Below are 25,629 nucleotides of genomic sequence, written 5' to 3' on the forward strand. Positions count from 1 at the left end.
ACTTTTTGAATTTATTCTTAAAGCTATGCTTGAAGTGTAGATTGCTAACTTAATTCCTTTTTTTTGAGATCAAAACATTGGTTATTTTCGTAGCTAATTAGAAAGACCTTTATGCAAAAAAGCATTTTCCCCATTCTTTTTTTGGTTGTATTTCAGCTTTCCGCCCAAATGGAATATCCAAAGGAATCGTTTCAATCTCCATTGGAAATACCATTGGTCTTAGCGGGAACTTTTGGAGAATTGCGATCCAACCATTTTCATTCTGGTATCGACATAAAAACCCAACAGCGCGAAGGCCTGCCCGTTTTGGCTATTCAAGATGGCGCCATTACCCGCATTGTGGTAAAACATTGGGGATATGGAAAAGCACTTTATGTAGCCCACCCTAATGGGTACACTTCGGTTTACGGACATTTACAAAAATTTTCACCAGAGATTGAGGCTTATGTAAAAAAAGTGCAATACCAAAAACAATCCTACGAGGTAGAAATTTTTCCAGATTACGGTGAAATCAAAGTCACTAAAGGCAATACTATAGCTTATTCGGGAAACACTGGTGGTTCTGCCGGACCACACCTTCATTTTGAAATACGAAACAGCGTCAACAGCAAACCAACCAACCCCCTGCTCTACGGATATGAGGTTAGGGACGCTACCAACCCTACCCTTTTGGGGCTTTATGGTTATCCGCTGTCGGATGATGCCATGATCAATCAAAGCCAAGAAAAAATACAATTAAATTACACCAAACAAGCCGATGGTTCTTATTTGGCGGATAAGGTAAGTGCCATTGGAACCATTGGTTTCGGCATTAACACGTTTGACCGTTTGGATTTGGCCGCGAACAAAAATGGGGTATACGCCATAAAACAAATTGTTAATGGCCGAGAGTATTCCAACTTTGATTTTGAAACTTTTTCATTCGGTGAAACACGCTACATCAATACCCTGATTGATTACGAGCATTTTTACGACCACCGTCAGCGCATTCAAAAAATATTTAAAGAACCCTACAATCACCTCAGCATCTACAATACCCTTTACAACGATGGGAAAATTGAGGTAAACGAGGGCATGTCCTATAATGTGGAATTTTTAATTGCCGATATCGCGGGCAACACCACTAAGCTGGTGGTTCCTATTGAAGGAAAACGCGAGGCTGTGAAAATTCCAAAAGAGGATAGAACCACAGAAAATTATGTGATTGCCAGCAAACCCAATAATTACGATTTGGGCGCTGCCAAGGTGTATTTTCCTTCCAATACGTTTTACGAAGACTTTTACATCAACCTAGAAAAAGGCACGGATACCATCACCATTCATGACAATAGTGTAGCGGCCCACCGTAATTTCACTATCAGTTTTGACCCGTCTAAGTATGCACAACAAGACCGTGACCAGTTATTTATTGCGCATTTGGATATTGATGGCCGTCCTTCCTATTCAACAACCTATAAACGGGATGGTTCTTTTACCACAAGAACCCGAACCCTCGGCACGTACACCTTAGTAAAGGACAGTGTTGCTCCCATCATTAAACCAAAAAACTTTAAGGAAAAGCAATGGCTGAACAATTTTAGTTATTTGAGTCTTCGAATTTCTGATGATTTAAGTGGTATTGACAGCTATTCAGCCACCTTGAACGGTAAATGGATACTGATGGAGTACGAACCCAAGACCAATACCATTACCTATAACTTTGAGGATAACATCTCCAACGAGACGGAAAACGAGCTGGTTGTGACCGTTACTGACAATGTAGGAAACTCAACTACCTATACCACGACTTTTTTCAGGAAATAGCCTTATTTTTGCAACCGAATTTAGCGCCTCTAGACCAATAGAGGTAATTGAATTTGTTTTTAAGCCAACCCCAAAAAAACCTCATGTGCTTAACTAAAAATTTATTGATGAAAAAAATCGTCTTCGTTTTTGCTTTACTGATCACCACTTGGACATCTGCGCAAAAGAACATTTATGAGAACATCAACTTTGATGAGCTGAGCCAAGACCATGAAATTTTGGCGATAGTTCCCTTTATTGCGCACTTAGAGCTTAAAGAACCTGTAGATCAAGACGAATTAAGAATATTGGCTAAAAAAGAAGGCTACGCGGTACAAAATGCTTTGGAGACTTATTTTTCCAAAAGGAAAAAGCGCAAAAAGTTCAACGTAGAATTTCAGAATATTACGAATACCAATGCGATTTTGGCCCAAAATAATATCGACTACAATAATATAGATACGTACACCACCCAAGAGCTTTGCAAAATTTTAGAGGTGGACGGGATTATCAGCGGCAACCTCAACCTCAATATATTGCTTTCCAAAGGAGTGCCTACGGATTTCAGTATTTTGGATTACTTCAGCGGGGATGCCAATTATGGCCGTATTGGCGTAAAGGTGAGCGATGGTGAAACCGGCAAACTGCTTTGGAAGTTTGAAAATGCCATCACCAAAAAAACAGGCAAGAACACCACGGAGCTCATCGACAAAATGATGAAAACTGCTTCCCGTAAATTTCCTTACGACAAAGAGAAAAAAAGAAATAGAAACTAGCTTTCGGCAAACTCCTTTAACACCTGAATGGTATAATCCAGTTCTTCTTTGGTGTTGTACATGGAGAACGAAAAACGTAGCGAAGGTTTATCCAACTCTTCCCCGCTCATAATTTGCGAAAGCACATGGGAACCTTGATCGCTACCAGACTGACAAGCACTTCCTTTGGAACAGGCAATTCCTTTCATATCCAAATGGAACAATAGCATCAACCCTTTTTGCTTATCAAATGGTAAGCGCACACTGGCCAAGGTATAGGTGCTTTTGTCCAAATCGGCAGATAGCCCATTGAACATCACTCCGGGAATTTCTTTCTTTATTTTTTCCAAGAAATATTTTTTGAGTCCTTTTACGGTTTCGATTTCTTCATCCAAATGCTCATAAGCTTTGATGAAAGCCTCTTCCAACCCAACAATATTATGGAACGGTTCGGTACCCGCTCTAAATCCTCTTTCCTGCGAACCACCCACAATCAATGGCTTCAAACCGGAGTTTTTTCTAATAAATGCAAACCCAATTCCTTTTGGGCCATGAAATTTATGGGCGGCAGCGGTCATAAAATCAATGGGGACATTTTGCACATCCCAAGCATAATGGCCAATAGACTGCACGGTATCCGAATGGAAAAGCGCGTTGTTTTCCCTACAGAGGGCACCTACCGCGGCTATATCGGTAATATTCCCTATTTCGTTGTTCACATGCATCAAACTCACCAACTTTTTGGAATCCTCTTTTTGGAGCAGTGCTTCTAAATGATCCAGTTTAGGGTTTCCAAATTCATCCAAGTCCACATAAAGCACCTGAATTCCATATTCTTTCTCCAATTCTTCCACCGTGTGCAAAACAGCGTGGTGCTCAATCTTCGATGTGATAATGGTTTCAACCCCTAAATCTCTGACCGAACAGCGCAAGATCATATTGTCCGCCTCGGTTCCGCCTGAAGTGAAAATAATTTCGGAGGGTTGCGCATTCAATGTTTTGGCAATGGTTTTACGGGCTTTTTCCACAGCGGTCTTGGCCGAACGACCAAAACTATGCGTAGATGAAGGGTTCCCATAAAAGGTAGCAAGAGCTTCTTGCATTCTACTGATTACTTCTTCCCGTACCTGCGTAGTTGCAGCATTGTCCAAATACACTTTTTGCATGCTCAAGTTGAATTTTTGCGAGGCAAAAGTACAGGAAATAAAGTTAATTTCTTAGAAAGTGAGCCATAGGATTGGGGGATTACCTTGGAATTGCTTTAAATTTGGCACATGAGGAAATTTTTCTTTTTAATGCTATCCTTGGCAATGGTAAGTTCTTGCAGCGATGGCGATTTAAGTATAGAAACCATAGACTTCGATAGCGTAGCCATTGACTTTTGTTCGGCTCCAAATGCAACTACCGCAAACCTTTTATTTAAAATAAATGAGGATCAGGTCTTGATCTTAGAATTGCAAAGTGGGGTATTGAACAATGGCGTAGTGGGTGAAACAGTGATCACGGAAAGTGCAGTTCCAAGTAGATCACAGGTTACCTACCGCATTTTTAATGATAATGTGAGTGACAGCTATTTTTGCGATGTCGTACCTCCTTCGACACCCCTTGTAACTGAGGAAGTGATTGCGGAAGATGGTAGTGTGATCATTGAAACCAGCGTGAATCCAGATGACAACACCCAATTTTTGCACAAAATACAGTTAAGTGGCATTTCTTTTATTACGGGAAATGATGAACGCATCACCAATTTGACCATTAGTGAATTTGGTGAGGTAACCACCCCGATTCCTTAAGCATTCTGATAAATATACACCTCGGTAGCGCCTAGACCGTACTTTTGGTAGTCGGCATCATAGTATTTCACATTGTCGTACCGTCCAAAAAGGTAATGTAGCTCTTCTTTGAGCACCCCCTCGCCCACGCCATGGATGAACACCACTTTTTGTATGCGTTTATTGATGGCAAACTCCAATTGTCTTCGTGCGGTATCCATTTGCACATTGAGCATATCAAATTTGGTCATGCCCCTGGTGGATTTTACCAATTGGTGAATATGTAGGTCTACCTCCATTTTGGGAGCACTTCGTTCTTTGGGCTTTACCATGTTGGGTTTTCTCTTTTTGGGAAGCTCCTTTTCCCTTTTTATTTTGGCCACTTCGTGATTGGTCACGGCGATTTCACCTTTAATTTTCACCAATTCGGACACATCGAACTGCATCGGAAAACCATCATTGGTAGTCATGGTAACGGTATTACCTTCCACGGCATCAACAATACCAGATATGGCCTCGTCCAACACTTCAACCCGATCTCCTGCTTTAAATTTTGCCATATTACATTGCTGACGTAAAAAATGATGTAAAAGTTAAACCCAAGTACAAAAATAATAGTATTTTTCGGCCAATACAGGCAATGATGCAGCTAAAACTAACCATATTCGCAATCAGCTTGAAGGATTACATGCTTCCCTGTCTCAACAAAAAATTGTTTGGACTGGATTGCCCTGGCTGTGGCATGCAACGCTCGGTGGACCTTTTACTTCACGGAAGGTTTGTTGATGCTTTCCATATGTACCCAGCCATATATCCCATCCTTTTTTTGCTGCTTTTTTTGACCACCAACCTATTTGTCAAATTTAAGTTCGCCCAACAGATTAAGTTGATTCTGATGTTGGTTACGGCAGGCACCATCATTGTTAGTTACGTTATAAAAATGAATAACCTTTTTAATTAAAAATTTTAAATATGGAACAACAGAAACTACCTAACGCTACCCTGATTCTAGTCTTTGGAATCGTATCTATAGTTACATGCTGCTGCTATGGTATCATTGGACTTATTTTCGGAATTATTGGTCTTGTTTTAGCCAATAAAGCCCTAAAACTTTATGCAGAAAATCCAGAAATGTATGAAGGGGTACAAACGGTTAAAACAGGAAAAATTTTGGCCATTATCGGTATCGTATTGAACATTCTAGCTCTTGGGTACATGATCTGGGCCATTTCCTTCTTTGGATGGGAAACCTTGCAAGACCCACAGAGAATGCAAGAAATTTTGGAACAATATCAATAGACAATTTATTGGGGCAATTCCCAAAATAGAAGTAAGCAACAGGCCAACCGTGGAGAACACCTCCGTAGTTGGCCTGTTTTTTATTAGATTAAAAAGTTATACTGCTAAATTGGCATCGAATATTAATTCGCCACTTCACTTATAAATTTAAGACGGTACAAGCGAAGTTCGTCATCTTCGTAATCACCGTCAAATTCTTCCACAGCGGCAGAAATTGAATCGGTATCGGCCTCCAAGAAATAATCATGGATTTCCTCTTGCTGGTCTTCATCTAGGATTTCGTCTATCCAATACCCAATATTTAATTTGGTGCCACTGAATACGATTTGCTCCATCTCTTTGATCAACTCGGGCAACTCCAAACCTTTTGCCGAGGCAATATCATCCAACGACAATTTTCTATCGATACTTTGAATCACAAACAGTTTTAAGGCTGAATTGGCTCCTGTACTTTTAACCACAAGGTCATCTGGGCGAACAATATCATTTTCATCCACATATTTGGCAATGAGGTCCACAAACGGTTTTCCATATTTTTTGGCCTTGCCTTCTCCCACACCTTGAATATTGAGCAACTCCTGCATGTCGATGGGATATTTTAAGGACATATCTTCCAACGATGGGTCTTGGAAAACGACAAAGGGAGGCACATCTCTTTTTTGGGCTTCTTTTTTACGAAGGTCTTTTAAAAGTTTGAGCAAATTATCGTCTGCACCACCACTTCCTTTGGCAGCCGTCACCACATTATCATCTGCGGTTTCGGAATACACATGGTCTTTGGTCATCATAAAGGAATCTGGATGCTCCAAGAATTTCTTCCCTTCCTTGGTCATGTGCAAAATGCCGTAGCGTTCAATCTCCTTTTTTAACAATCCAGCTACCAAAACCTGACGTACCAAGGCCATCCAATAAGCTTTGTCTTTTTCCTTGCCTAAACCGAAAAAGGGTTTTTCATCTGTTTTGTGGGATGAAATCATGGCATTGGTCTTACCTACCAAAATGCGAACAATTTCTTTGGTCTTGAATTTTTCCTTGGTCTCCTTGACCACGGTCAACAATTTAGCCACTTCATCCTTGGCTTCTTCTTTAGGCTTTGGATTTCTAGTATTGTCATCCATATCGGCCCCCTCACCGTTTACCTCATCAAACTCTTCCCCGAAATAGTGTAGAATAAATTTTCTGCGTGACATGGAAGTTTCCGCATAGGCCACAATCTCTTGAAGCAGGGCATTTCCTATTTCTTGTTCGGCCACCGGTTTACCCGACATGAATTTTTCGAGTTTTTCTACATCTTTATAGGAATAATAGGCCAAACAATGTCCTTCACCTCCATCACGGCCAGCTCTGCCTGTTTCTTGATAGTAACTTTCTATACTTTTTGGAATATCGTGGTGGATCACAAAACGCACATCGGGTTTATCGATTCCCATTCCGAAGGCGATGGTCGCTACTACAACATCCACTTCTTCCATCAAGAACATGTCTTGGTACTTGGAGCGTGTCTTAGCATCGAAACCTGCGTGATAGGGAACCGCACTTACTCCATTCACTTGAAGTACTTGGGCCAGTTCTTCCACCCGTTTACGGCTCAAACAGTATACAATTCCAGATTTTCCTTGATGTTGTTTCACAAACCGAATAATATCGGCGTCCACATTTTTGGTCTTGGGGCGCACTTCGTAAAACAAATTGGGGCGGTTAAAGGATGCCTTGAAAACCTTGGCATCGTTCATTCCCAAATTCTTAATGATATCTTCCTGTACTTTCGGGGTTGCCGTGGCAGTAAGACCAATAATTGGTATATCGTCTCCCAATCGATTGATAATTGCTTTTAGGTTTCGGTATTCAGGCCTAAAATCGTGTCCCCATTCCGAAATACAATGCGCTTCGTCCACAGCTACAAAAGACAGTTGCACCCCTCTTAAAAACTCAATATTTTCTTCTTTGGTCAACGATTCTGGTGCTACATAAAGCAATTTCGTCACCCCATTGGTGATATCTTCCTTTACTTGTTTCACCTCTGTTTTGGTCAAGGAAGAATTCAACACGTGGGCAATACCGTTCTGTTCGGATATGCCGCGTATGGCATCCACTTGGTTCTTCATTAAGGCAATCAATGGAGATACCACGATGGCTGTTCCCTCTTTCATCAAGGCCGGCAACTGGTAACAAAGCGATTTTCCACCCCCGGTGGGCATGATAACGAAGGTGTCATTATTGTTTAAAATATTTTCAATAACACCTTCCTGTAAACCTTTAAATTTTGAGAAACCAAAATATTTTTTGAGGGAAGAATGCAAATCAGTGTTCATTAGGCTCATTTCCGCATTATTCAATTTATAACAAGCAACCTAAAAGGCCGTTGAAGCTTTTATTTATTGTTCAGATTTTAGAAAAATGTAATCTATCTTTCATAATAGTCTGTAAAAGATAGTTTGATTAGTTTTGTAATCTTAAATATAAGACATTCTTTTAGGAATGCAATCAGATAATCGGTTTATTACTTTGAACGACATTCAATCCATTTTATCCATTGCGAAACGGACGCTCGAAATAGAGAGCAAGGCCGTAGCCAACTTAATTGACCTTTTAGACGATCAATTTGCCCATGCCGTACAATTTATTTTGGAATGCAATGGTCGGGTGGTTGTTACGGGCGTTGGAAAAAGTGCCATTGTAGCTTCCAAAATTGTGGCAACGCTGAACTCAACGGGGACACCTGCCATTTTTATGCATGCTGCAGACGCTATTCATGGCGATTTGGGGACCATTCAAGAGAACGACGTGGTGATTTGTTTGTCCAAAAGTGGAAATACACCAGAAATCAAAGCTTTGCTTCCCCTTCTTAAAATTGCAAAACACAAACTTATTGCGATCACGGGCAATATGGAATCAAGCTTGGCCAAACAGGCCGATTTTGTTTTGAATACGTATGTGGAAAAAGAGGCCTGCCCCAATAATTTGGCGCCCACCACCAGTACTTCGGCACAAATGGCCATGGGAGATGCCCTTGCGATTTGTTTATTGGAACTGAAAGGTTTTAGCAGCTCCGACTTTGCCAAATACCACCCTGGAGGCACCTTGGGCAAAAAATTGTACCTGCGCGTTGCCGATATTGTGGAGAACAATCAAAAACCTCAGGTAAGCGTTGATGCCAGCGTAAAGGAAGTTATCGTGGAGATTTCAGAAAAAATGTTGGGCGTTACCGCCGTGATGGAAGGAAACAAAGTAATTGGAATCGTAACTGATGGTGATATCCGAAGAATGTTGAGCAAATACGATAATATTAGTGGACTTACCGCAAGGGATATTATGACCGTGAATCCAAAATCTGTCAATGTTGACACATTAGCGGTAAAAGCATTAAAATTGCTGCAGGAAAAAAACATATCCCAATTGTTGGCATTTGATGGCGAAACTTATGCTGGGGTGGTCCACATCCATAACCTTATAAACGAGGGAATCCTATAATGGCAAAAAAACAGAAAACAAATCCAGATGAAATGTCCTTTTTGGACCATTTGGAAGAATTGCGTTGGCATTTAGTACGCTCTACCTTGGCAGTTGTAATTATTGCCTGTTTAGCCTTTGTATTTAGAAGTTTTATTTTCGACACCATTTTGTTCGGTCCAAAGAACATGGACTTTCCAACCTATAGATTCTTTTGCAATATTGGAAAGTTCTTTGGGGTAGATTCGGAATTCTGTGGTGACACCATTCCATTTACCATTCAAAGTAGATTGATGGCGGGACAGTTCTCCGCCCACATCTGGACCTCTATCTGGGCAGGGGTTATTCTTGGTTTCCCTTATATTTTATGGGAGCTATGGAAATTCATCAGCCCTGGACTGTACGAAAACGAAAGAAAACATTCTAGAGGTTTTATCATTACCGCTTCAGGATTGTTTTTCCTTGGGGTATTGTTCGGGTATTATATCGTTGCCCCGCTTTCCATTAACTTTTTGGGCTCCTACCAAGTCAGTAAAGAAGTATTGAACGAAATTGACCTTGCTTCCTACATCGGAACGGTAAGAGCTTCGGTTATTGCTTGTGGAATCATGTTTGAACTCCCCATTGTGATTTACTTTTTGACCAAAGTTGGATTGGTTACGCCAGAAATCCTCAAAAAGTATAGAAAAATTGCCTTGGTAATCATCTTGATTCTATCCGCGATCATTACACCTCCAGATGTAACAAGTCAAATTATTGTGTGTATCCCTGTACTTATTTTGTATCAGGTGAGCATATTCATTTCAAAGATGGTGGTTAAAAGCGAGGCCAAAAAAGAAAAAGCAGTAAAAGAAAAAGCAAAGAAGTAAACAATGGCAAATAAACAAGTAGAAGAATTTAACGCGTATCGTGCTAAAATGAACGATAAGCTCCTTGCCGAGAACAATAAACTCATCAAAAGGATTTTTAATTTGGACACCAATGCCTATATGGAAGGTGCTTTGGACGTAAAGACCAAGGAATTATTGGGGCTGGTGGCCTCAGCCGTACTTCGTTGCGACGATTGCGTAAAATACCATTTGGAAAGTTCCCAAAAAGCAGGCGCCAACAAAGAAGAGGTGATGGAAACCTTGGGCATTGCTACTTTAGTGGGTGGAACCATTGTGATACCCCATTTGCGCCGCGCCTACGAATTTTGGGAGGCCTTGGAAGAAAACGAAGCTTAAAAAAATCCAAAAGAGCACCCCACAGAAAAAGAATATGTTTAGTTTTGGCTCCATCTTATGAAGCTACGTGCAGAAAATATAATGAAGGCCTATCGCGGCCGAAAAGTTGTAAAAGGCATTTCCCTAGAGGTTAACCAAGGTGAGATTGTAGGACTTTTGGGTCCGAATGGGGCCGGGAAGACCACTTCTTTCTATATGATCGTGGGATTGATCAAGCCCAATGGTGGGAATATTTACCTCGACAACATGGACATTACTGCTTTCCCGATGTACAAAAGGGCCCAAAACGGTATTGGTTATTTGGCACAGGAAGCTTCCGTATTTCGAAAATTAAGCATCGAAAAAAACATTTTGAGCGTATTGCAGCTTACCAAGTTGAGCAAAAAGGAGCAACACATGAAAATGGAGTCCCTTATTGATGAATTTAGTTTGGGACATATTCGAAAAAACCGTGGCGACCTACTTTCTGGTGGGGAACGCCGTAGAACGGAGATTGCCCGTGCATTGGCCACCGACCCCAATTTTATTTTATTGGATGAACCTTTTGCCGGGGTTGACCCTGTTGCCGTAGAAGACATTCAGCGTATTGTGGCCCAATTGAAGAACAAGAACATCGGTATTTTGATTACCGACCACAACGTACAGGAAACTTTGGCCATTACTGAGCGCTCTTACTTAATGTTCGAAGGTGGCATTCTTAAATCTGGTGTACCTGAAGAATTAGCGGAGGACGAGATGGTTAGAAAAGTATACCTCGGTCAAAACTTTGAACTGCGTAAAAAGAAGTTGGATTTCTAGCTTTTCCCTTCAGATGGCACCAATAAAGAAGCCAAAATATAGAATAGGATAATTACTGGAATGGCCAAAAACTTCAAGGTCATGATCATTACCAAACTCCCAATTAAAAATAAATAACGAACCGCATTATCCTTAAAACTCCAATTTTTAAATTTTAAGGCAAACAATTCAATATTGGAATTCAATAAATAGGCACTTAGGATGGTCAAGCCCACCAAAAACCATTGATTTAAAATCACACTGCTCAAGATTTCATTATTATGGTACAATAAAATCATAGGTAAGGAAAGAATCAACAATGCATTGGCTGGCGTGGGAAGTCCTCGAAAAGAAGCAACTTGATTTTCATCCACATTAAACTTTGCCAAGCGATATGCCGAACCCAAGGTGATGATAAAACCAAAAAATGGCAATACCGTCAAATCATTATCATGACCTATAAACCCCAAATTCCATCCACCTCTTTCGGCCATGCTCAATAGTTGGAACATTACCACCCCGGGCACAAGTCCACTTGTGATCACATCGGCCAAAGAGTCCAATTGCAGTCCAATTTCACTTTGCACCTTTAAGGCACGAGCGGCCAGACCATCAAAAAAATCAAAGAAAATGCCAATAAACACCAAGAGTGCTGCCCATTCCAAATGGTTGAGCACCGCAAAAACCGTTGCAATACAACCGCTTAAAACATTAAGTAGTGTTAAAAAGTTAGGAATATAAGCCTTCATATGGTTAGATTTCCGTAAAAATACAGCAAAAATTAAACTGTAGCAGATAGATCATTGGCTGAGCCGTTTTTATTCTGATATTTGCTCCGATAATTCAAAGAATGAAACAGAAATTCCTTCTCACCATCGCATTCCTGTTCATCGGGAAACTCATGTTTTCCCAAGTTCCACAACTTACAGAAAGTTCTAAAATAAGCGTGCTCACCTGCGCTGCTGGCGATGAACTCTACTATGCTTTTGGACATACCGCTTTTAGGGTGCAAGATGCGGCTTTAGGAATTGATGTGGTGTACAACTACGGAACTTTTGATTTTAACCAACCGAATTTTTACTTGAATTTTACCAAGGGGAAAATGATTTATTCCCTTTCACGAAGAAGATTCGATGCCTTTCTGTATGATTATGAATTGGAAAAAAGATGGGTGAAGGAGCAGATTTTGGACCTTACTTTGGAGCAGCGCAATCAACTGTTGTTCTTTTTTGAAGAAAACTACCTGCCCGAAAATAGGGATTATTTGTACGACCCCTTATTAAATAACTGCTCTAGTATTACAGGGGACATTTTAAAGGAACAATTTGGAGACGCCATAGTTTTTAATGGCTCTTATTTGGACAAACAATACACTTTCAGGCAATTGGTTCGTCAGTTTATGAACACCAACACCTGGTCCATGTTTGGTATTGATGTTGCCTTTGGCCCCAATGTAGACCGAAAAGCTACGGTTCAGGAACATATGTTTTTGCCCTATTACACCATGGAGCAGATTCGCCATACTACTCTTGATGGAAAGCCCCTTTTAAAAAGGGAGCGCACCATTTTGGATTATGGCGAACATCGAAACGAAAGCTTTTTCCCCCTATCCCCACTGTTTTGGTTCACGGTGTTGTTGGTTTTTTCAGGGTTCATCACTTATTTCGATTACTCACACAAAACCCGAAGCCGTTGGTTGGATTTTTCCCTGTTTTTGATCACGGGATTAGCGGGAGTATTTTTGTTTTTGCTTTGGGTGGCGACCGACCATACATCTACACCCTATAATATGAATATCCTTTGGGCATTTCCAGCCAATGCTTTTGTGGCCTTTGTTATTGCCTTTCAAGATAAACTGCCAAAATGGATTTCCAAATATTTATGGTCAGCACTGGGCCTCATGGTTTTACTATTGGCACTTTGGATATTTAAGGTTCAAATTTTTTCTCCAGTTTTGATTCCCTTACTTTTGACCCTTGCTTTGCGCTATCTTTATCTTATTCGGTTCGCCAAGCTTTAATATTGGTCCTTAAACTTTTGTCATGAACCTATTAACGGTCGAAAACATATCAAAATCCTATGGGGAGGTCGTGCTCTTCTCCGATATTTCCTTTGGAATCAATCAAGGCCAAAAAATTGCGCTTATTGCAAAAAATGGTAGCGGAAAAACTTCCATTCTTAACATCATGTCTGGGAAAGACAGTTCAGAAACCGGACAAGTTACCACTAGAAAAGGCATCAAGGTTTCTTTTTTGGAGCAGGAACCTGATTTGAATCCAAACCTCACTGTTGAGGAAACCATTTTTACTACAGACAATGAGATATTAAAAATTATTGCAGCCTACGAAAAAGCAGTAGATAATCCTGATAACACCGAACAGTACCAAAAGGCCTTCGAGGCTATGGAACGACACAATGCTTGGGATTTTGAAACACAATACAAACAGATTCTCTTTCAACTACAACTCACCCAACTCGATGCCAAAGTCGGGAGTCTTTCAGGAGGTCAGAAAAAGCGATTGGCCTTGGCCAATGCCTTGCTCAACAAACCCGATTTATTGATTTTGGATGAGCCCACCAACCACTTGGACCTTGAAATGATTGAATGGTTGGAGGCCTATTTCACCAAGGAAAACATCACCCTGTTTATGGTAACCCACGACCGTTATTTCTTGGACCGTGTTTGTAATGAAATTATTGAGTTGGACAACAATCAATTGTACACCTACAAAGGCAATTATTCGTACTACCTCAACGAAAAAGATAGTCGCATGGAGCGTGAGGCCGTGGAGCAGCAAAAATCCAAAATGCTATATAAAAAGGAGTTGGAATGGATGCGCAGACAGCCCAAGGCTCGAACCACCAAATCTAAATCGCGAATTGACGACTTTACCGAGATCAAAAAAAGGGCGCACCAAAGACGAATTGAACACGAGGTGCAATTGGAATTGAACATGGAACGCTTGGGAAGCAAGATTTTAGAGCTTCATAATATTTCCAAATCCTACGGCGATAAAACCATACTGAACAAGTTTGATTACAACTTCACCAAAGGTGAACGCGTAGGCATTATCGGTAAAAATGGAACGGGCAAGTCCACTTTTTTGAACATTATCACCCAACAAGAAGATGTTGACGGCGGTAAGGTGGTTGTGGGCGATACCTTAAAATTTGGTTACTACACCCAAAAGGGCATCAAAGACAAAGAAGGACAAAAAGTAATTGACGTAATCCGTGAGTTCGGGGATTATATTCCACTTAAAAAAGGACGTCAAATATCTGCCCAGCAATTGTTGGAGCGATTCCTGTTCGACCGCAAAAAACAATACGATTTTGTAGAAAAACTGAGTGGTGGAGAGCGAAAACGATTGTATTTATGTACTGTACTGATTCAAAACCCCAATTTTTTAATTCTGGATGAGCCTACAAACGACCTCGACATTGTTACCCTTAATGTTTTGGAAAGCTTTCTGTTGGATTTCCCAGGATGTTTGATCGTGGTTTCGCACGACCGTTATTTTATGGATAAAATTGTGGACCACCTTTTTGTGTTCAAAGGGGAAGGCGTTATTGAGGATTTCCCGGGGAATTACACCGATTATCGAGTGTATGAAAGCAGTAAGGTGATGGAAGAAAGGGAAAACAAGTCCTCCACTTCAGAAAAAACCGAGAATAATTGGCGAGATTCCAGTGGTGGAAAATTATCCTACCAAGAACAAAAGGAATACAAACAGCTGGAAAAGGACATTCAAAAACTGGAAGAAAAGAAAGCTGAGCTTCAAAATAAATTCATGGATCTCGAATTGGATGGTGATGCCATTGCCAAATTGTCCATAGAGCTTAAAGAAATTGAAGATGGTATAGAAGAAAAAACGGAACGCTGGTTCGAACTTTCGGCTATTTTAGAGGGATAAAACATGTGGTTCAAGTTTATTTCCTTTCTTAAATTCTTTTTAAAATCCACCAATGAACATGGGGTACACTCCCCTTTTGTCTTCAATTTTGTGACCCAATGCCTTTATGCTAAAAAACAAGTACATAAAGACAAAGGCATTAATGCGCTGTTGAAGAGCATCTCCTATTTCGGTATTAAAAATGTTGAGATTACGGAACATCAAGAATTGCAGAATCTTATTCAAAAACAGTTCCCAAAGATTCAATTCGATGAATCGCCTTTTGACCTGATTGTGGTTGATTCTTTAGACGTGACAACTTTTGATACGTGGATTTCAGAGGGCAAACTCCACAACGATAGCATCATTTGGGTCAATTCTATCTATGCCAATAAAGAAACATTGGAGCAATGGCAAGCACTTATCAAATCATCATTAATTACGGTCAGCATCGACATGTATCACTGCGGAGCCCTATTTATTAGAAAGGAACAAGTAAAAGAGCATTTCACGATTCGAATTTAAAGCGGTAATTTTAGGTTATGGAAAATATAGCATCAGACAATACAATTTGGTATGTTCTTGGGGTTTTGGGACTTATTTACCTCATTATTTTGTTTCGAAATAAAAAAGCCACCAAACGCAGAAAATCCAGAAAGTTCATGGATGGCAAACGACAACACGAGAGGGACAGTTAGGAGTTAGGAGTTAGGAGTTAGGAAAAATATATTATAAGCCATCCGAACTTCAGTTCGTTGATTATTGATTATTGCACATTGATAACTGAATAAATGAAGATATACACCAAAACAGGAGATAAAGGAACCACTGCCCTATTTACAGGTCGAAGGGTACCCAAACACCATATACGTATAGAAAGTTACGGCACCATTGACGAGCTCAATTCCCACTTGGGACTGTTGCGTGACCAAGAAATCGATGTCCGTTCCAAAGAAATGTTGTCCCTTATCCAAACCAAATTGTTTACGGTCGGCTCCATTTTAGCCACCGAACCTAAAAAAGATGCCCGATTAAAAATTCCTAGAATCAGTCCTGAGGATATTGAACTTTTGGAAAGGGAAATGGATGCAATGAACGAGGAATTACCCGAAATGACGCATTTTATACTTCCTGGAGGTCATACCACCGTGTCATACTGTCATATTGCCAGAACAGTTTGCCGTCGTGGGGAGCGCATGATTACTTATTTACACGAAAATGAGCCCGTTCCCGATTCGGTACTCTCCTATATCAACCGACTTTCCGATTATTTGTTTGTCTTGGCACGTAAATTGTCCAAAGACTTAAAAGCCCAAGAAATTAAGTGGGTTCCAGAGAAATTGGACTGATAAAATCGTTTTTTTAGCCCAATTGTTTTGAGAACAACAAAATAATTTTTAAATAATGCTGTTTTTACTTGACTAATTGGGTTTAAAAATTATTTTTGCAAAAAATTTAAAATCAAACCGTTACTATGTACTGGACTTTAGAACTAGCCTCCTATTTAAGTGATGCGCCTTGGCCAGCCACCAAAGACGAACTGATAGATTACGCAATCCGTACCGGAGCACCGTTGGAAGTTGTGGAAAACCTACAATCAATGGAAGAAGAAGGCGGAGAGATATATGAGTCCATTGAGGAAATCTGGCCCGATTATCCAACAGAGGAAGATTACCTCTGGAACGAGGACGAATATTAAAATCTGAATTCACAAACGAAGTTAAAAAGTCTCATTTGAGGCTTTTTTTTATGTAATTTTGACAGCCTAGCGAAAGAATTTCATTGAAATCCTATCATTGGAACAGCTTTTGCCATTCTAACGAAAAATTTATTCATGAGTTTAATAAATTCCGTACTAAAGGTTTTTGTAGGAGATAAATCGGAGAAAGATGTAAAAGCACTACAGCCCTTAGTAAAACAAATAAGGTCCTTTGAACAACATCTGGAAGGACTTTCCCACGACGAACTTAGACAGAAAACCGCAGAATTTAAAGCAAAGATTGCTGAAGACTGCAAAGCCATAAACGATCAAATTGCCGAACTTGAGAAAGAGGTAGAAAATTCGAGCGACATTGACCGTAACGAAGAAATCTACTCCGAGATAGACAAACTTAACGAAGAGGCCTATAAAATCTCTGAGAAAACTCTAGAGGAAATTCTTCCCGAAGCCTTCGCCGTGGTCAAAGAAACAGCCAAAAGGTTTGCCAACAACGAAACATTAACCGTAACTGCTTCAGAATTCGACCGTAAACTTTCGGGCGATAAAGATTATGTTACTTTGGAAGGTGATAGCGCCATTTGGAAAAACTCATGGGATGCCGCTGGAAAAGAAGTGACTTGGGACATGGTGCATTACGATGTACAGTTGATTGGTGGTATTGCTTTGCATCAAGGTAAAATTGCCGAAATGCAAACAGGGGAAGGTAAAACCTTGGTGGCCACCCTCCCACTCTACCTCAATGCACTGGCCGGAAAAGGGGCCCATTTGGTAACCGTGAACGACTATTTGGCAAAAAGGGATAGCGCTTGGATGGCTCCTTTGTTCGAGTTCCATGGACTTTCTGTAGACTGTATTGATAAACACCGCCCGAATTCCGATGGAAGACGTGCTGCCTATAATGCCGATATCACTTACGGAACCAATAACGAATTTGGTTTCGATTACTTAAGGGACAACATGGCCCACACGCCAGACGATTTGGTACAACGTCCACACCACTACGCTATCGTGGATGAGGTGGATTCCGTTTTGATCGATGACGCCCGTACTCCATTGATCATTTCCGGTCCTGTTCCTGAAGGTGACCGTCACGAATTCAACGAGTTGAAACCAAAGGTTTCTGACATTGTTCAACAACAACGTCAGCATTTGACCGGTGTTTTGGCCGAGGCAAAAAGATTGATCAAGGAAGGTGACACCAAAGAAGGTGGATTCCTTTTGCTTCGCGTGCATCGCGGACTTCCAAAAAATAAGGCACTTATCAAGTTTTTGAGTGAAGAAGGTGTGAAACAGTTGTTGCAGAAGACCGAGAACTTCTACATGCAAGACAACAACCGTGAAATGCCAAAGGTGGATGCAGACCTTTTGTTTGTCATCGATGAAAAAAACAACCAGATCGAGTTGACCGATAAAGGGGTCAATTATATTTCTGGTGAGCAAGACAAAGATTTCTTTGTGATGCCAGATATTGGTAGTGAAATTGCCAAAATTGAGAATCAAAATCTTGAAATAGAGCAAGAAGCTGAGCTTAAGGAAGAACTTTTCAAGGATTTCGCTGTAAAAAGTGAGCGTATCCATACCATGACGCAGTTGTTAAAAGCCTATACCCTATTCGAAAAAGATGTGGAGTATGTGGTAATTGACAACAAAGTAATGATCGTTGACGAACAGACTGGTCGTATCATGGATGGCAGAAGATATTCCGATGGATTGCACCAAGCTATTGAAGCCAAGGAAAATGTGAAGATTGAGGCCATGACCCAAACCTTTGCCACCGTTACGCTTCAGAATTACTTTAGAATGTACAACAAGTTGGCCGGGATGACCGGTACAGCTGTAACAGAAGCAGGGGAATTCTGGGAAATCTACGAGTTGGATGTCATGGAAATTCCAACCAACAGACCGATTGCACGTGATGACCGTCACGATTTGATCTACAAGACCAAGCGTGAAAAATACAACGCCATTATTGAGGAAGTAACCAAATTATCCAATGCAGGGAGACCTGTGTTGATTGGTACCACTTCTGTTGAGATTTCGGAATTACTTTCCAAATTATTGAGCGTTCGTAAAATACCACACAACGTTTTGAACGCAAAACTGCACAAAAAAGAGGCCGATATTGTAGCCGAAGCAGGGAACGCTGGCGTTGTGACCATTGCCACCAACATGGCAGGTAGGGGTACCGATATTAAATTAAGTACTGCCGTGAAAGATGCAGGTGGTTTGGCCATTATTGGTACCGAGCGTCACGATTCTAGACGTGTGGACAGACAGTTAAGAGGTCGTTCCGGACGTCAAGGAGACCCTGGTAGTTCACAGTTCTATGTGTCTTTGGAAGATAACTTGATGCGTTTGTTCGGATCGGACCGTGTGGCCAAAATGATGGATCGCATGGGATTGGAAGAAGGAGAGGTGATCCAACACTCCATGATGACCAAATCCATTGAACGTGCACAGAAAAAAGTGGAAGAAAACAACTTCGGTATCCGTAAGCGTTTGTTGGAATATGATGATGTAATGAACGCCCAACGTGAAGTGGTCTACAAAAGAAGACGACACGCCTTGGAAGGAGAACGATTAAAAGTGGACATCGCCAATATGATCTACGACACTTGCGAGGCAGTGTCAGAGACCAATAAAATGGCAGATGATTTCAAAAACTTTGAATTCGAGCTGATCAAATTCTTCTCAATTACTTCTCCAATAAGTGAAGAAGACTTTAAGCGAATGGGATTCCAAGAAATTGCGAACACTATTTATAAGGCAGCCTACGAATTCTATCAGGATAAAATGGATCGCAGTGCTACCATTGCCTTCCAAGTGATCAAAAAGGTGTATGAGGACGAGACCAACAAATTTGAACGTATTGTGGTTCCATTTACCGATGGTATCAAATCGTTGAATGTGGTCACCAACCTTGAAAAAGCCTATAATTCGAACGGTAAACAATTGATTACCGATTTTGAAAAGAACATTACCCTTGCCATCATCGATGATGCTTGGAAAACGCACTTACGCAAAATGGACGAGTTGAAACAATCCGTTCAATTGGCCGTGCACGAACAAAAAGACCCGTTGCTTATTTATAAGTTTGAGGCTTTTGAGCTTTTCAAAGAAATGATAGATAAGGTGAACAAAGAAGTGATTTCCTTCCTATTTAAAGGAGAATTGCCATCCGAGAACACTGCTCAAATCCAAGAGGCACGCAATGTGCGCAGACCCAAGGAGAATTTACAGACCTCCAAAGAGGAAATTCCAAATAGTGATGAGTTGGCGGCGCAAAACAGAGCTGCTGGGCAAACCCAAGGTCAAAGACCTTCGGTTACCGAGACCATTACGAGGGAAAAACCGAAAATTGGAAGAAATGACAGGGTTACCATAAAAAATGTAATGTCCGGCGAAAGCAAGACCGTAAAGTACAAACAAGCGGAACCCTTAATAGATAAAGGCGAATGGGTATTGGTCGAAGACTAAAATCACCCAAAATACCTCTTAAAAGTGGCAGTTATTTATAGCTGCCACTTTTTTTATACCAAAAACATAAGTAGATTTACGCCTTAAACACGCCCCATAACGCTAGCTTTTACTCCACACTTTTCAACCTTATGGAAGTAAGAGCAATATTCATGTGCAGCATATGAAAATTCCTGACAAGGATAAATACCGTATTCAAGATAAAATTGATTTGATACTCAAGGTAAACTATAGTTCATCGGTTTTTGCTGCTATATTTGGAATGATATGTTTCTTCTTTCTAAAAATAGAAGGAGTTATTCCGTATACGTTCTTGGCATATGCTTTTGTAAACCTTTTGAACACCTTACTGTATTCAAAGCATAAAAACCTAATTCTCACTTACAACCTCACGTCAATTCTTTCCATGAACGGTGCCATTATCATCACTATTTTTAGTGGCGGTATCGAGAGTCCCTTCATATTTGTATTGGCGATTATAGTCTTTGCAGGCTACGTGACCACGAAAGTTTTTGGACAGTTGTACCTCATCATCAATCTGGCCGTACTTACCCTTTTGTTTATTTACGATACCGGTGAATTCAGTATAACTGAAAATACCATTCCCGAGCAATCCCGTGATTGGTTCGCCTATTTAAGCGCCGTTTTTGCTGTTTACCTATTAGGCGGTGTTTTTGGGAGAAACTTACTTAGAGCGCATCATAAATTGTACAAATCACGTAACGAAATCCAAGAGCGGATCGATGAAAAAGAAACTTTGCTCAAAGAAGTGCACCACCGGGTGAAAAACAACCTTCAGACCGTGTCCAGTTTGTTGAGCTTGCAATCTAGGGCCATTGCAGATGATAAAATTGCCAATATCATCAAAAGCAGTCAAAACAGGGTGGTTTCCATGGCCATGGTTCATGAAATGTTGTACAAGCGTGACGATTACCTCTCTAAAATTGAATTGAAACCCTACGTTCAGGAGCTGTGCGATTATTTGGTTCGCTCCGTAAAAGGCGGGGACAGTCAAATTAAAATGCATTTGGACATTGATGAACATAAGCTCAGTATCGATACTGTTATCCCTCTGGGACTTATCATCAATGAAACCATTACCAATGCCCTTAAATATGGTATTGTAGATTCCAAAGGAGAAATCCATGTGGAAGTGCACAAAATTGGTGATAACCGATATGAGTTGTGTTTGGGAGACAATGGTATTGGTTATTCTGAGGACATCAACCCAAAGACAACCAATTCTTTGGGATTAAAGCTAATTTACAACCTTGCACGTCAGCTTAGGGGTACCATAACCAGGGATTACGATAAAAAGGGTACCTATTATCGCATAGAGTTTGAAGAGGTGATCGAGGAGTTCAACTCTGTGGATTCCTAATTAACAACAAAAACAAAAGGCCAGCATTTGCTGACCTTAATTGTAACCTAATATCCCGAAACAACTTAATTTCCTGTGAATTTTCTTTCCCTTAAAGAGAACACGAAGGTGGCCAACACAAATGCCACACTTAAAAACATCGTAAACGGTACCATAAACTCAAAAATCATAATTACGCTAGTTTTGATTTGTTTCTCTTAGTAGTAAAGGAAAGTTCTTTTTTAACCCTAGAATTTTTGAACTTGTACAATCTTGCCATCTTTCTGTCTTTGATGTACGCTGTTTGAAAATCGATATCCAAAACAACACCTTCAGAAATTGTATCGACTTTCACCTCTTTGGATATATCTTGGGCCATGCCCATGGTTCCGAAAAAAGTTACTACGATGATGGTTAAAATTGCTTTCATAATTTGGGTTTTTATTACGAAGTAAAATTACTTTGCGGAGTACCCTAAGGAAGATTTCGGTCGCTCAACGCCCCCTTTTTTTCGTTATAAAAACTTTTTTTGGGTAAAGTGTTTTTTATCGTCGACGAACGTTTTTTGGGTCAATTTCACCTTGCCGAAAGCATGTGCATTTCATCGATCATTGATTTTGTAGGGCTTTGCAAGTATTTGATAACCAATTATTTATTTGTAGGAAAAAGATTATAGATTAAATTGTCTATTGTAGGAATTGTAGGAATTTCAATGAAACAACGCATCAATCCTATTGTCTTAAAATTGCAACATTCTTGGCTTCGATTAACAAATTTTAACGACCATTCATGTAATACTTGGTATCTTCATACAACTAAGCAAAAAAACATCATGAAGTTTATAAAATTTCCATTGGCAATTTTGCTGCTTTTTGTCTCAACAAGTTGTCAATCCAAAGTAAAATCTGAAGCAAAGGAAACCGCACAAAAAAGTACACCGCATGTAGCAGAAAGCCCCAAATTAACTTTTGAAGAACTACAACAATATGAAACCGCTTATTTTGCCAGCGGATGTTTTTGGTGCGTAGAAGCGATCTTTGAAAGTGTGAAAGGAGTTAAAGAGGTGTATTCGGGCTATTCTGGAGGTAATGAACCCAATCCGACCTACGAAGAGGTTTCCTACGGCAGAACCCATCATGCTGAAGCCGTAGAGGTGTTTTATGACCCCGAGGTGATCTCTTTTACGCAATTGGTTCAAGTGTTTTTTGGTTCGCACGACCCCACTACCCTAAACCGACAAGGTCCTGACCGTGGTGCACAATACCGATCCATTGCTTTTTATAAGAATGATGAGGAAAAAAAGATTATCGAAAGCTATATGGCCAAGTTAGAGTCCGAAAATGTGTATCCAAGCCCAATTGTAACCGAGGTGACCAAATTCGATAAATTCTGGAAAGCAGAAGAGTATCATCAAGACTACGAAAAAAGAAACCCCAACAATAGTTACGTTAGAAATGTTTCGATTCCCAGGTTGAATCGTTTCAAGAAAAATTTTAAATCGTTTCTAAAGGAAGATGTGCATTAGAAATTGTAGGTTTTGACTTAAGGAAGATTGGAAAGTCAAAAAAGATAAGAAGTGGGTGGTTCTTTGGGACTTTGAGCAGTGTTTACAGTTAGTCCTTAAGAACCACTTCACTAAACTTTGATTTAATGGTAATCGCCTTACCACCATTTTTGCTGATGTTGTACCCTTTATGGATTTTGCTGGCATTGCTCTTGGTCGAAACCAATTTCAAACTTGTTGGATAATGCAATACAGAACCTGCACTGGATTCATCCACCGAAATCACAAAAGAGGTTTCGGGCAACTTACAGTCCAACTCCCCATTTTCCATGGAAATATCCAGATTGGTAAAACCACTGGCTACCGAATTAATGTTTACACTGCCAAAACTACTTTTCACCAAAGCTTTGCTGGCCACTTCACCGATCACAACATTGGAAGACACGCTTCTCAGGTTTAATTCCTTTACTACTTTTAGGTTGATATCATCGGAATAATCGGTGCTTAGGTTACCGTAATTCCATTGCTTTACGATCACAGGGGAATATGATGCCCTTATATCGGTATTTTTACCATCAATGGTAGAAGCAAGCAAGCTTGAATAAGTCAAGCTTGCATTGATATTCTTGGCATTTTCTGCCAATTTTACTTCTCCGTGCCTTACGTTCATATTGACTTTGATGTACTTCGGCATTTTGATGATAATTCGTTTTTTGACCTTATACTCTTTATGTTCTCCGTCGGATGAAAAATAGTATACATTGGGGCTTCCGTGAATGGTTCGTGCCGCCTCTCTTTGCATTTTTCTGATCTCTGCATGCTGTGCACGCACTTCCTCTCTTTGTTCACGCATACGCTCGTGCATTTCTTCACGCACTTTCTCACTCTCCTCACGCATTTTTTCTCTTTCTTCCTTCAACCGCTCCCGTTGTTCCTCACGCTCAGCGGCCCTTTCTTCCATTTCTTTACCCCATTCTTCAAAGCGTTTTTTGTATTCCTTATCAAAGGACTTGTCAAACTCCTCTTTCCACTTTTTCATGTACTTGTCACCATCTTTTTTATAGGCGTCGTAATCAAAATCGATGGGAGGCATAGGAGGTATTGGGGGCATTGAAGGTATCACTGAAATCTCAGGGATTACAATATCCGGGATGTCTACAGTGGACATTATTTCCACAACCGAAGGAATCTCTGAGGCCACGTTTACATTTCTATAACCGTAAACATAGGGTGAACCACCTTCGGTACTCACTTCAATTTCCTTGCTATTTCCCATAATTTTCACCAAATCCTTTTCAAAATAAGATTTGGCCCCTTCGTCGTCAACGCCTTCCAGCTCAATTACAGCTGTGATTTCAACTTCGTCTTTGCTCCAAGTCTCAAACTCGATGTCGGCATAACTAGTGTTGATGCTCAACTCCGTATCGCTATTGACATTGTACGTTTCCTTGAATGTTTTGGATTTCTCCTGTGCCAGGCAGGTAAACCCCGCCAGCACAAAGAGCAACCCGCTAAACAATTTCTGATGATTCCTGTTCATTTTTTGATGTATTTAATTGATTCAACTTTGTTTTTAATTTTTCCAACAACTGTAACCTTAGCTGTAGGTTCATGATCAAGGCATTGATGGTTTGATCGTTGGGGCCCAATTCGTTCAATTCTTGGTTGAGACGTTGGTATTCTTTGTTCAACTCGGCCAATCGTTCCATATACCCATCTACCAACTCTTTATTTTCTGGGTCTGCAGCCAAATCGGACAATTGCAGATTGATATTGGTGGTATAATAGGTTTCTATTTTTCTTAAATCGGGAGATAAATCACCCAAAGAAATGGTCTGCACGTCCGAAGCCGGTTTATCGCGGTCCACAACCGTAACCTTATGATCAGTATCAATTACGTCTGAATTAGAATTGAAGTAATAGAAAGAAAGTCCAACAGCCACCACAACCGAAGCTGCAATTTGCATCCAAAGTGAAATTACTTTGCGTTTGGGTGGATCGTTGGGCAATTCTTCTTCCAATTTGGACAAAAATCGATCTGCATGACCATCTTTCATGCGATACTTTTTTACCTCTCGCTCCTTTTCAAATATTTCTCTAAGATCACGTGCCATAAGCCAAATCCTTTAGTTTTTCCTTTAATTGTGCTTTTCCACGAAGCAATCGGGTTCTCGATGTTGTTTCCGTGATTCCCATAATTTGTGAGATCTCACTATGATCATAACCCTCTACCAAAAACAACTGCACTACATATTTATATTTTTGTGGCAACTCATCAATGGCTTCCTTCACTTGGTCAATGGAGATTCCTTCCTCTACCGACCAATCATCTGATTCCGCCACATGCATATAACTATCGTTCAGCTCCACCGTTTGTTGATGTTTCGATTTTAAGAAATCAATGCTGCCGTTGACCACAATTCGTTTTAACCATGCCCCGAAAGTCACCTCTCCCTTAAACTGTGCTATTCTTTGAAATGCCTTGATAAAGGATTCCTGCACCACATCTTCGGCATCATCTGCATTTTTTAGAAAGCGCATGGCCACACAAAACATACCATCACAATACTGACGATACAATTTCATCTGTGCCTGACGATCGTTCACCTTGCAC

At 40.4% G+C, this 25,629-nt stretch carries 26 protein-coding genes; 18 read left to right on the forward strand and 8 right to left on the reverse strand.

All coding sequences use genetic code 11. The annotated features are described in order from the left end of the window. Window positions 1–111: 111 nt before the first annotated feature. Window positions 112–1,803, forward strand: a complete 1,692-nt coding sequence (locus tag ABT310_RS01370; protein ID WP_375324979.1) for a M23 family metallopeptidase — start codon at window positions 112–114, stop codon at window positions 1,801–1,803. 107 nt (window positions 1,804–1,910) lie between these two features. Continuing rightward, window positions 1,911–2,558, forward strand: a complete 648-nt coding sequence (locus ABT310_RS01375; RefSeq protein WP_375324980.1) for a hypothetical protein — start codon at window positions 1,911–1,913, stop codon at window positions 2,556–2,558. Here the strand turns inward: ABT310_RS01375 and ABT310_RS01380 are convergent. Beyond that, window positions 2,555–3,703, reverse strand: a complete 1,149-nt coding sequence (locus tag ABT310_RS01380; protein ID WP_375324981.1) for a cysteine desulfurase family protein — start codon at window positions 3,701–3,703, stop codon at window positions 2,555–2,557. The two genes, ABT310_RS01375 and ABT310_RS01380, sit on opposite strands and share 4 nt — an antisense overlap. Window positions 3,704–3,811: 108 nt before the next feature. Between ABT310_RS01380 and ABT310_RS01385 the strand changes: the two genes are divergently transcribed. Beyond that, the gene (locus tag ABT310_RS01385; RefSeq protein WP_375324982.1) at window positions 3,812–4,330 is read left to right on the forward strand and encodes a hypothetical protein; all 519 of its coding nucleotides are present in this window, start codon (window positions 3,812–3,814) and stop codon (window positions 4,328–4,330) included. Here the strand turns inward: ABT310_RS01385 and ABT310_RS01390 are convergent. After that, window positions 4,327–4,869: a Smr/MutS family protein gene (locus ABT310_RS01390; RefSeq protein WP_375324983.1), complete on the reverse strand. Its 543-nt coding sequence runs from the start codon at window positions 4,867–4,869 to the stop codon at window positions 4,327–4,329. The two genes, ABT310_RS01385 and ABT310_RS01390, sit on opposite strands and share 4 nt — an antisense overlap. 80 nt (window positions 4,870–4,949) lie before the next feature. Here ABT310_RS01390 and ABT310_RS01395 point away from each other — a divergent pair, with 80 nt between their 5' ends. Both ABT310_RS01395 and ABT310_RS01400 read left to right on the forward strand, forming a co-directional pair. Then, a complete protein-coding gene (locus tag ABT310_RS01395; RefSeq protein ID WP_375324984.1) occupies window positions 4,950–5,270 on the forward strand; it encodes a DUF2752 domain-containing protein in 321 nt (106 codons plus the stop codon). Between the two features lie 11 nt (window positions 5,271–5,281). Then, entirely contained in the window at window positions 5,282–5,608 is a 327-nt protein-coding gene (locus ABT310_RS01400) for a CCC motif membrane protein (RefSeq protein ID WP_375324985.1), read from the forward strand. A gap of 122 nt (window positions 5,609–5,730) precedes the next feature. Here the strand turns inward: ABT310_RS01400 and recQ are convergent, their stop codons facing one another. Beyond that, window positions 5,731–7,929 (reverse strand): DNA helicase RecQ, encoded by a 2,199-nt coding sequence (gene recQ / locus ABT310_RS01405; RefSeq protein ID WP_375324986.1) that lies wholly within the window; start codon window positions 7,927–7,929, stop codon window positions 5,731–5,733. A gap of 157 nt (window positions 7,930–8,086) precedes the next feature. Between recQ and ABT310_RS01410 the strand changes: the two genes are divergently transcribed. The 4 genes from ABT310_RS01410 to lptB are packed head-to-tail and all read left to right on the forward strand — an operon-like array spanning window position 8,087 to window position 11,082. Then, a complete protein-coding gene (locus tag ABT310_RS01410) occupies window positions 8,087–9,079 on the forward strand; it encodes an SIS domain-containing protein (RefSeq protein ID WP_375324987.1) in 993 nt (330 codons plus the stop codon). Further along, on the forward strand, window positions 9,079–9,927 hold the full coding sequence (tatC, locus tag ABT310_RS01415) for a twin-arginine translocase subunit TatC (protein ID WP_375324988.1): 849 nt from the start codon (window positions 9,079–9,081) through the stop codon (window positions 9,925–9,927). Before ABT310_RS01410 ends, tatC begins: the two co-directional genes overlap by 1 nt. Before the next feature lie 3 nt (window positions 9,928–9,930). Next, complete coding sequence (locus ABT310_RS01420; protein ID WP_090294490.1) at window positions 9,931–10,284, forward strand: carboxymuconolactone decarboxylase family protein; 354 nt, start codon at window positions 9,931–9,933, stop codon at window positions 10,282–10,284. Window positions 10,285–10,341: 57 nt separating this feature from the next. Then, the gene (lptB, locus tag ABT310_RS01425) at window positions 10,342–11,082 is read left to right on the forward strand and encodes an LPS export ABC transporter ATP-binding protein (RefSeq protein WP_375324989.1); all 741 of its coding nucleotides are present in this window, start codon (window positions 10,342–10,344) and stop codon (window positions 11,080–11,082) included. On the opposite strand, the gene ABT310_RS01430 is transcribed toward lptB, so the two are convergent. Beyond that, a complete protein-coding gene (locus ABT310_RS01430) occupies window positions 11,079–11,810 on the reverse strand; it encodes a CDP-alcohol phosphatidyltransferase family protein (RefSeq protein ID WP_375324990.1) in 732 nt (243 codons plus the stop codon). The genes lptB and ABT310_RS01430 overlap by 4 nt on opposite strands. Window positions 11,811–11,911: 101 nt before the next feature. Between ABT310_RS01430 and ABT310_RS01435 the strand changes: the two genes are divergently transcribed. The 8 genes from ABT310_RS01435 (at window position 11,912) to ABT310_RS01470 (ending at window position 21,532) form a co-directional block, all read left to right on the forward strand. Then, the gene (locus ABT310_RS01435) at window positions 11,912–13,081 is read left to right on the forward strand and encodes a DUF4105 domain-containing protein (RefSeq protein WP_375324991.1); all 1,170 of its coding nucleotides are present in this window, start codon (window positions 11,912–11,914) and stop codon (window positions 13,079–13,081) included. A gap of 22 nt (window positions 13,082–13,103) precedes the next feature. Continuing rightward, window positions 13,104–14,975 (forward strand): ABC-F family ATP-binding cassette domain-containing protein, encoded by a 1,872-nt coding sequence (locus ABT310_RS01440; protein ID WP_375324992.1) that lies wholly within the window; start codon window positions 13,104–13,106, stop codon window positions 14,973–14,975. Between the two features lie 3 nt (window positions 14,976–14,978). Then, the gene (locus tag ABT310_RS01445) at window positions 14,979–15,479 is read left to right on the forward strand and encodes a hypothetical protein (RefSeq protein WP_375324993.1); all 501 of its coding nucleotides are present in this window, start codon (window positions 14,979–14,981) and stop codon (window positions 15,477–15,479) included. Window positions 15,480–15,496: 17 nt separating this feature from the next. After that, a complete protein-coding gene (locus ABT310_RS01450) occupies window positions 15,497–15,652 on the forward strand; it encodes a hypothetical protein (RefSeq protein ID WP_375324994.1) in 156 nt (51 codons plus the stop codon). 93 nt (window positions 15,653–15,745) lie between these two features. Continuing rightward, a complete protein-coding gene (locus ABT310_RS01455; protein WP_375324995.1) occupies window positions 15,746–16,303 on the forward strand; it encodes a cob(I)yrinic acid a,c-diamide adenosyltransferase in 558 nt (185 codons plus the stop codon). Between the two features lie 125 nt (window positions 16,304–16,428). Continuing rightward, the gene (locus ABT310_RS01460) at window positions 16,429–16,653 is read left to right on the forward strand and encodes a DUF2795 domain-containing protein (RefSeq protein WP_013551418.1); all 225 of its coding nucleotides are present in this window, start codon (window positions 16,429–16,431) and stop codon (window positions 16,651–16,653) included. 135 nt (window positions 16,654–16,788) lie between these two features. Continuing rightward, window positions 16,789–20,151: a preprotein translocase subunit SecA gene (secA, locus tag ABT310_RS01465; RefSeq protein ID WP_375324996.1), complete on the forward strand. Its 3,363-nt coding sequence runs from the start codon at window positions 16,789–16,791 to the stop codon at window positions 20,149–20,151. A gap of 163 nt (window positions 20,152–20,314) precedes the next feature. After that, window positions 20,315–21,532: a sensor histidine kinase gene (locus ABT310_RS01470; protein WP_375324997.1), complete on the forward strand. Its 1,218-nt coding sequence runs from the start codon at window positions 20,315–20,317 to the stop codon at window positions 21,530–21,532. 172 nt (window positions 21,533–21,704) lie between these two features. Here ABT310_RS01470 and ABT310_RS01475 read toward each other — a convergent pair whose 3' ends face one another. Beyond that, on the reverse strand, window positions 21,705–21,941 hold the full coding sequence (locus tag ABT310_RS01475; RefSeq protein WP_375324998.1) for a hypothetical protein: 237 nt from the start codon (window positions 21,939–21,941) through the stop codon (window positions 21,705–21,707). A 402-nt stretch (window positions 21,942–22,343) separates the two neighbouring features. Between ABT310_RS01475 and msrA the strand changes: the two genes are divergently transcribed. Next, on the forward strand, window positions 22,344–23,036 hold the full coding sequence (gene msrA, locus ABT310_RS01480) for a peptide-methionine (S)-S-oxide reductase MsrA (RefSeq protein ID WP_375324999.1): 693 nt from the start codon (window positions 22,344–22,346) through the stop codon (window positions 23,034–23,036). Between the two features lie 88 nt (window positions 23,037–23,124). Here the strand turns inward: msrA and ABT310_RS01485 are convergent, their stop codons facing one another. From ABT310_RS01485 to ABT310_RS01495, 3 genes are read right to left on the reverse strand one after another with little or no spacing between them, the layout of a single operon-like run. Next, window positions 23,125–24,555 carry a hypothetical protein gene (locus tag ABT310_RS01485; RefSeq protein ID WP_375325000.1) on the reverse strand — a complete coding sequence of 477 codons (1,431 nt, stop codon included), beginning with the start codon at window positions 24,553–24,555 and terminating at the stop codon, window positions 23,125–23,127. Further along, complete coding sequence (locus ABT310_RS01490) at window positions 24,527–25,129, reverse strand: hypothetical protein (protein WP_375325001.1); 603 nt, start codon at window positions 25,127–25,129, stop codon at window positions 24,527–24,529. The genes ABT310_RS01485 and ABT310_RS01490 overlap by 29 nt, the downstream gene beginning before the upstream one ends. After that, window positions 25,119–25,601, reverse strand: coding sequence for an RNA polymerase sigma factor (locus ABT310_RS01495; RefSeq protein WP_375326134.1), 483 nt, complete (start codon window positions 25,599–25,601; stop codon window positions 25,119–25,121). Before ABT310_RS01495 ends, ABT310_RS01490 begins: the two co-directional genes overlap by 11 nt. Window positions 25,602–25,629 lie beyond the last annotated feature (28 nt).

Source organism: Flagellimonas cixiensis (assembly GCF_042134615.1).
Lineage (GTDB): Bacteria > Bacteroidota > Bacteroidia > Flavobacteriales > Flavobacteriaceae > Flagellimonas > Flagellimonas cixiensis.